The organism is Saccharopolyspora sp. (assembly GCF_017434145.1).
GTDB lineage: Bacteria > Actinomycetota > Actinomycetes > Mycobacteriales > Pseudonocardiaceae > Saccharopolyspora_C > Saccharopolyspora_C galaxeae.
Genome location: NZ_JAFRFW010000895.1, coordinates 1 through 7172 on the forward strand (window position 1 = coordinate 1; position 7172 = coordinate 7172).

7 protein-coding genes are annotated in these 7172 nt (G+C 69.6%); 4 read left to right on the top strand and 3 right to left on the bottom strand.

Annotated features, from left to right (window positions below; genetic code table 11):
• Nucleotides 1-266, top strand: a 266-nt coding sequence (locus IJH84_RS24195; protein WP_295149438.1) for a hypothetical protein, incomplete at its 5' end; no start/stop codon positions are given.
• Nucleotides 267-306: 40 nt separating this feature from the next.
• Nucleotides 307-1497 carry a DUF418 domain-containing protein gene (locus IJH84_RS24200; RefSeq protein ID WP_295149445.1) on the top strand — a complete coding sequence of 397 codons (1191 nt, stop codon included), beginning with the start codon at nt 307-309 and terminating at the stop codon, nt 1495-1497.
• A gap of 121 nt (nt 1498-1618) precedes the next feature.
• Here the strand turns inward: IJH84_RS24200 and htpG are convergent, their stop codons facing one another.
• On the bottom strand, nt 1619-3514 hold the full coding sequence (gene htpG, locus IJH84_RS24205) for a molecular chaperone HtpG (RefSeq protein WP_295149448.1): 1896 nt from the start codon (nt 3512-3514) through the stop codon (nt 1619-1621).
• 349 nt (nt 3515-3863) lie between these two features.
• Between htpG and IJH84_RS24210 the strand changes: the two genes are divergently transcribed.
• The gene (locus IJH84_RS24210) at nt 3864-4853 is read left to right on the top strand and encodes a TerC/Alx family metal homeostasis membrane protein (RefSeq protein WP_200072297.1); all 990 of its coding nucleotides are present in this window, start codon (nt 3864-3866) and stop codon (nt 4851-4853) included.
• 134 nt (nt 4854-4987) lie between these two features.
• Here IJH84_RS24210 and IJH84_RS24215 read toward each other — a convergent pair whose 3' ends face one another.
• Nucleotides 4988-5677 carry a DUF4232 domain-containing protein gene (locus IJH84_RS24215; protein ID WP_295149455.1) on the bottom strand — a complete coding sequence of 230 codons (690 nt, stop codon included), beginning with the start codon at nt 5675-5677 and terminating at the stop codon, nt 4988-4990.
• Between the two features lie 155 nt (nt 5678-5832).
• Between IJH84_RS24215 and IJH84_RS24220 the strand changes: the two genes are divergently transcribed.
• Nucleotides 5833-6540: an enoyl-CoA hydratase gene (locus IJH84_RS24220; RefSeq protein ID WP_295149458.1), complete on the top strand. Its 708-nt coding sequence runs from the start codon at nt 5833-5835 to the stop codon at nt 6538-6540.
• 4 nt (nt 6541-6544) lie between these two features.
• On the opposite strand, the gene IJH84_RS24225 is transcribed toward IJH84_RS24220, so the two are convergent.
• Nucleotides 6545-7172, bottom strand: a 628-nt coding sequence (locus tag IJH84_RS24225) for an SDR family NAD(P)-dependent oxidoreductase (protein WP_295149461.1), incomplete at its 5' end; no start/stop codon positions are given.

Below are 7172 nucleotides of genomic sequence, written 5' to 3' on the forward strand. Positions count from 1 at the left end.
CGCGCTCGCGGGTGCGCCGCGGCGCCGGTTCGCGCGGATCGTCCTGTTCGGACACCCGTGCCGCGGGGCGACCGCCCGACCGGCAGGCACGCATGCCGAATTTCGTTTTGCCGCAAGGCATCGGAGGCCATCGGGTAGCGGTCGCCGGACGGTCCGGATCGCACGCGGCGGGACACCGCGTCGTGCCGTTGCCGGATCTGCGAGCGCGGGATGGCCGGAAGCACGAGATCGATCCGACCCAAAGTGCTACCCGCGGCGGCCGGTGAGTCGATCCGCCGGCCCGCACCGGCCGGTGATCATCGTGGTGTGGATGCAACGACCAGTGCTTTGAACCGGACCTCCGTTCAACCGTCCCCGCCGACCGCCCGGCTCGTCGGGCTGGACGTGGCCCGCGCGCTCGCCGTGTTCGGCATGTTCGCGGCGCACACCATGTCGGGCGGCTGGTTGTTCAGCCTGGTCGAAGGCCGGGCGGCCGCGCTGTTCGCGGTGCTGGCCGGCGTGTCGATCGCCCTGCTCAGCGGTGGTTCGCAGCCGTACACCGGGGACCGGATGCGGATGTCGCGGGTGCGCATCGCCGTGCGGGCGGTGCTGCTGTTCGTGCTCGGGTTGGCGCTGACCAGCCTGCAGACACCCGCGATGGTCATCCTGTCCTTCTACGGCGTGCTGTTCCTGGTCAGCATCCCGCTGTTGCGGGTGCGCAGTACCACCTTGGCCGTACTGGCCGCGGTGTTCGCGATCGGCGGCCCGTTGCTGTCGTTCGTGCTGCGCCAGGGCATCGAGACGAACATGATCGGCTACGTTCCCAGCTTCGGCGACTTCGGCTCGGGCACGGGACTTTGGACCCTGTTGCACAGCCTGCTGCTCACCGGTGCCTACCCGGTGCTGACCTGGTTGCCGTTCGTGCTGGTCGGGATGGCACTGGGCAGGCTCGACCTGCGTGCCGTGCGGGGCAGGATCGTGGTGCTCGGTGCGGGGCTCGGCGTGCTCGGGTACGGCGCTTCGTGGCTGGCGATGAACGTGTTCGGCGTCCGCGAATCGCTGCTGGCGATCCTTCCGCCCGGACTCCCGCCGCAGTTGCTGGACATCGTGATGAGCTCCAGCTACGGGCACGTGCCCACCACCAGCGCGTTGTGGTTGTTCTCCAGCGGTGCGCACAGCGGCACGCCGTTCGAGATCGTCGGTGCTTCGGGAGTGGCGATGGCGGTGCTCGGGCTGTGCCTGTTCGCCGAACGGCTGCGCGGGGCGTTGACGCCGTTGGCGTCGGTCGGTGCGCTCGCGCTGACTGCCTACGCCGGGCACCTGCTGGCGCTCAAGGCCTTCGGCGTGAAGCAGCTGCAGGAGGTGATGAGCAGCGGATACACCTACGTGCCGTGGCTGGTGCTGGTGGCCGTGACGCTGGTGTTCTGCACCGCGTGGCGCAAGCTGCTCGGGCGCGGCCCGCTGGAATGGGTGCTGCACCAGGCGTCGATCGCACCGGCGCGGATGTCGCGCAGCTGAACGGAGTTCCCCGCACGACCGAAAAGCAACGGCCGGAGAGCACATCGCTCTCCGGCCGTTCGTCGTGGAAACCTGCGGCCTGCGGGGTCACGCCGGAACCCCGAGGACCGGGCGAACCGCCTCAGAGCCCCTGGGCCAGCCGGTTCGCCAGCAGCGAGGTGAACTTCGCCGGGTCCTGCAGCTCGCCGCCCTCGGCCAGCAGCGCCATGCCGTGCACCAGCTGCGCGGTCTCGACCAGCTCGGGCTTGTCACCGTCCGAGTCGTAGGACGCCCGCAGCCCGCTCACCAGCGGGTGCGCCGGGTTCAGCTCCAGGATCCGCTTGACCGGCGGCAGCTGCTGCCCCATCGCCCGGTACATCTTCTCCAGCGTCGGCGTCATGTCGGTGGAGTCGCCGACGATGCAGGCCGGGGACGTGCTCAACCGGTGCGAGAGCCGGACTTCCTTGACCTCGTCCTGCAACGTGGTGCTCATCCAGGACAGCAGGTCGGCGAAGTCGTTGCGCTGCTGCTCGGCGTCCTCGGAGTTCTCGTCGAGGTCCACGTCGCCCTTGGTGACCGACTGGAACGGCTTGCCGTCGAACTCGGTGACCGACTCGACCCACATCTCGTCGACCGGGTCGGTCAGCAGCAGCACCTCCAGGCCCTTGTCCCGGAACGCCTCGATGTGCGGGGAGTTCTCCACCTTGTCCCGGGAAGCACCGGTGATGTAGTAGATGCTGTCCTGGCCCTCGGGCATCCGCTCGACGTATTCGCGCAGCGTCGTCTGCTCACTGGCGTCCCTGGTCGATTCGAACGACGCGATGTCCAGGATCAGCTGCGCGTTGTCCGGGTCGTTGACCAGACCTTCCTTGAGCGCCTGGCCGAACTGGCCCCAGAACTTGCCGTACTTCTCCCGATCCGTCTCCTGCATCTCCTGGATGGTGGTCAGCACCCGCTTGACCAGCCGCCGCCGCATCATCTGGATCCGGCGGTCCTGCTGCAGGATCTCGCGGGAGACGTTCAGCGACAGGTCCTGCGCGTCGACCACGCCCTTGACGAAGCGCAGGTACTCCGGCATCAGCTCTTCGCAGTCGTCCATGATGAACACGCGCTTGACGTAGAGCTGCACGCCGCGCTTCTGGTCCCGCATGAACAGGTCGAACGGCGCGTTCGCCGGCAGGAACAGCAGCGCCTGGTACTCGAAGGTGCCTTCGGCCCGCAGGTGCACGGTCTCCAGCGGGTCGGCCCAGTCGTGGCTGATGTGCTTGTAGAACTCGGTGTATTCCTCCTGGGCGACCTCCTCCTTGGGGCGCGCCCACAGGGCCTTCATCGAGTTCACGGTCTGCAGCTCGCGGGTCGGCTCACCCTCGGCGCTGGGCTGCTCCACCTCCATCCGGATCGGCCAGGAGATGAAGTCCGAGTAGCGCTTGACGATCCGGGTCAGCGTCGCGGAGTCGGTGTAGTCCAGCAGCCGGTCGTCCTGGTCCTCCTGCTTGAGGTGCAGGGTGACCGAGGTGCCCTGCGGGGCGTCGTCGACCTGCTCGATGGTGTAGGTGTCCTCGCCGGTGGACTCCCAGCGGGTCGCGGCGTCCTCGCCCGCCTTGCGGGTCACCAGCGTGACCTTGTCGGCGACCATGAAGCTGGAGTAGAAGCCGAGCCCGAACTGCCCGATCAGCTCCTGGGCGTCCGCGGCGTCGGAGGTCTCGCCGAGCTTCTCCAGCAGTTCGGCGGTTCCCGACTTGGCGATGGTGCCGATCAGCTCGCGGACCTCGTCGCGCGACATCCCGATGCCGTTGTCCCGGACGGTCAGGGTGCGCTGCTCCCGGTCGGCTTCCAGCAGGACGTGCAGGTCCGAGGTGTCGACCGCCAGCTCCTTGTCCTGGAACGCGGACAGCCGCAGCTTGTCCAGCGCGTCCGAGGAGTTGGAGATCAGTTCCCGCAGGAAGACGTCCTTGTTCGAGTAGATCGCGTGGATCACCAGCTGGAGCAGCTTGCGCGACTCCGCTTGGAACTCGGCCGTCTCCACCTGTGTGCTCATTGAGTCCCCTCTCTGACCTGTGACTTCCCGGGATCTTGCAAACGGGGAGTGCTGCCTCGCCCCCGGCGGGCCAGGTTACTGACCGGGGAACATCTCGGATCCGGCCCCTCCGCAGATCCATCGGCGTCCACTGTGGAATGCGGGGTGCCGCGGGCGCGGCCGGCGGCTGTGATCTCGGACTCCGGATCACGCGCGCTCTTGGCAACACTGGGACGATTCGGGCAAAATCTGCATCCGAGGGGAGTACTTCACTAGGCAGGCCCGGTCAGTACGGACACCCGGCGGTGTTCCCGGGCGGCCGCCCGCCAGCGGGTGAAGGAGACCTCGGACCTTATTTCGAGGAGGCCCGTTGTCCCCGGTCCTGGCGCAGGCGCAGTCGATCGGCTCACCATCCCTGTGGGGCGTGAGCATCGTGGTGCTGCTGGTCCTGCTGGTGGCGGATTTCGTCGTGACCCGCCGCCCGCACGAGGTGCGGCTGCGCGAAGCGGTCGGCTGGTCGATCTTCTACCTGCTGCTTCCGGTGGTGTTCGGGCTCGGCCTGTGGGCCTGGTTCGGCGGCCCGCAGGCGCTGGAGTTCCTGACCGGCTTCGTGGTGGAGAAGTCGCTGTCGGTCGACAACCTGTTCGTGTTCATGCTGCTGCTGACCGGCTTCGCGGTGCCCGCCGCGTTGCAGCAGCGCGTCCTGCTCTACGGGATCGTCGGTGCGCTGGTGCTGCGCGGCGTGTTCATCGCTGCGGGCGCGGCGCTGCTGCAGGCCGGGACGTGGGCGTTCCTGGTGTTCGGCGCGATCCTGTTCCTCACCGCGGTGAAGATCATGCGGGAGGCGGTCAAGGGATCGGACTTCGGCATCGACGTCTCCGAGATGCGTTCGGTGCGGCTGTTGCGCAAGTGGATGCCGGTCACCGAGGACTACCGCGAGGCGAAGCTGACCGTGCGCGAAGGCGGCAGGCGCGCGCTGACGCCGCTGGCGGTCGTGGTGGTCGCGGTGTTCGCCACGGACGTGGTCTTCGCGGTCGACTCGGTTCCCGCCGTCTACGGCATCACCGAGGACCCGTACCTGGTGTTCACCACCAACGCCTTCGCGCTGCTGGGCCTGCGGGCGCTGTACTTCGTGCTGCACGCGGCGCTGGCCAAGCTCGCCCACCTCAACCACGGCTTGGCGATCATCCTCGGCTTCATCGGCGTGAAGCTGGTGCTGCACTGGGCGCACGGCGTCTGGCCCGCGGTGCCGGAGATCCCGACGCTGCTGTCGCTCGGTGTGATCATCGTGGTGCTGGCGACCGTGACGGTGACCAGCCTCGCCGTCCGCCGCCGCGAAGCGGCCTCCGACTCGCACTGAGCGAGGCGTCCGAGGTGCCCGGCTGCCGCCGTCCGCGCGCTGCCGGGCATCGGGCGTCGCCCCGAGTCATGGCCGGACCTGTGCTGGAGCGGGTGTTCGTCGAACTCCGCTTCCGGCGTGGCCGTTGCGGCAGGTCAGCGGACGACCTCGACGGTGAGCTGCGGCTGTGGCGGCGTCGAGCAGGCCTGCTGCTCGTGCTCGACGAACATCGAGGCCGTGTCGCCGGGCGCGTAGATGCGCAGTCCGCGCACCGCCTGCGGCCGGCATTCGTCGGGGGAGTACATGCCGGACTTGGCGATGCTCAGCGGACTCGAAGCCGACTCGCCCGGTTGCAGCGTGATCAGCTGTCCCTCGGATTTCGGGGCGCGTTCGGCGGGCTCGCCGATCTGCTGGCCGGAGTCCCCGGCGACGAACGAAACCCCGGGCGAGCCCTGCAGCGTGCAGGCCCGCTCGCCGTTGTTGGTGAACCGCAGGTCGCTGTTGGTGTGCCCCATCCCGCTGTCGCCGCGGCTGAGCGAGACCTCCAGCTCGCCGGCCGTGCAGTTGTCCGGTTTCGCCGGAGCCTCCGGCTGCGAACCGCCGGCCTGCTGCTCCGCGCTCGTCGGTGCCTCGCCGCCCGAGGCCGGATCGCTCGGCGGGGCAGTGGTGCCCGGCGGCGGAGCGGGGCTCTGCTGCGCGCCCGGATTCGGCACCGCGGCCGGGATGTCGACCTGCCCGCCGTCCGGGGGCGCGCCGCATCCGGCCAGCGCGAATCCCGCGGCCAGCACTCCCGTCATCATCGCGGTACGCCCGATCATCGCGGTATGTCCAGCGATCCTGCGCATCTTGCCACCCCGTTCCGGTCCGTCCGTTCACTTCGTAGACGTATCGGCGGGTGCGGAGGTTGTGCGGCGGCGGCGATGTGACGTTCGCCAATACCGCGGCCGGATCCGCCGCAGGCGATGGTGCACTGTCGGCCGGTTCGGCGGGAAGGGAACGCATGATCACTTCAGAGCTGCGCGGTCGCACTGCGCTGATCGTCATCGACCGCGACGAGCGGCGCAACGCGCTCGACCTGCAGCACTGCGAGCAGCTGCGCGAAGCCGTCGAGTCCACAGTGGAAGAGGGGGCGCGGGCGCTGGTGCTTTCCGGCGGTGGCAGCACTTTCTGCGCCGGTGCCGACCTGGACGGGGTCTACGGCGAGACCTTCCGCGACGCGCTCTACGCCGCGCTGCAAGCGATCGTGCGGGCGCCCGTGCCGGGGATCGCCGCGGTGAACGGCCCGGCTGTGGGTGCGGGAACCCAGCTCGCGCTCGCGAGCGATCTGCGCGTGGCAGCGCCGGAGGCGTTCTTCTCCGTGCCGACGGCCAAGAACGGGCTCGCGGTGGATCCCTGGACGATCCGGCGGCTCGCGCTGCTGGCCGGTGGCGGACCGGCGCGTTCGATGCTGCTCGGTGCCGACCGGCTCGATGCGGCCACCGCGCACCAGCGCGGGATGGTGGACCGGCTCGGCGACCTCGACACGGCGCTGGCCTGGTCGGACGAGGTCGGCGCGATGGCTCCGCTGAGCCTGCGCTACGCCAAGGCGGTGCTCAACGACGGCCCGGACGCCGAGGCCCTGTACGACGCGTGCTGGTCCAGCGCGGACGCCGCGGAGGCAAGGCGCGCGCGGGAGCAGCGCCGCACTCCCGAATTCCGCGGCGAGTAGCCGCTCACCAGGACAGATAGCCCCCGTCCACCGGCACGTAGGCACCGGTCAGGAACGACGCGCCGGGGGAGAGCACGAACAGCACGGCCTGCGCGATCTCGTCCGGCGTGCCCAGCCGCCCGACGGGATGCGCGGTGGCGATCCGCTCGTAGGCGTCGCCGTTGTGCGCGGACAGCAGGGGAGTGTCGATGAAGCCCGGCCCGATCGCGTTCACCCGCACGCCCTGCTCGGCGTACTCCAGGGCCGCGGACTTGGTCAGCCCCACCACGCCGTGCTTGGCCGCGACGTAGGGCGAAGCGCCGCGCACGGCGACCGAACCGAGCACGCTGGCGATGTTCACGATCGAACCGCCGCGTTCGAGCATCGGCGGGATTTCCGCGCGCATGCTCAGGAAGACGCCGTCGAGGTTGACCGAGGTGACCTGCCGCCAGGTGGCAAGTCCGACTTCGGCGACCGGGGAGTCGTCCGGCACGCCGACGCCTGCGCTGTTGACCGCCAGGTCCAGCCTGCCGAAGTGCTCGACCGCGGCGCGGACCATCGCCTCGGCGCCTTCCTCGGAGCCCACGTCGGCAGCGGTGGCCAGGGCGCGTTCGCCGAGTTCGCCCGCCAGTGCCGCTGCGGCCTCCGCGGAC

Coding starts and splice junctions, on each gene's coding strand:
- IJH84_RS24220 (WP_295149458.1), top strand. CDS start 5,833: ATGATCACTTCAGAGCTGCGCGGTCGCACTGCGCTGATCGTCATCGAC.
- IJH84_RS24215 (WP_295149455.1), bottom strand. CDS start 5,677: ATGCGCAGGATCGCTGGACATACCGCGATGATCGGGCGTACCGCGATG.
- htpG (WP_295149448.1), bottom strand. CDS start 3,514: ATGAGCACACAGGTGGAGACGGCCGAGTTCCAAGCGGAGTCGCGCAAG.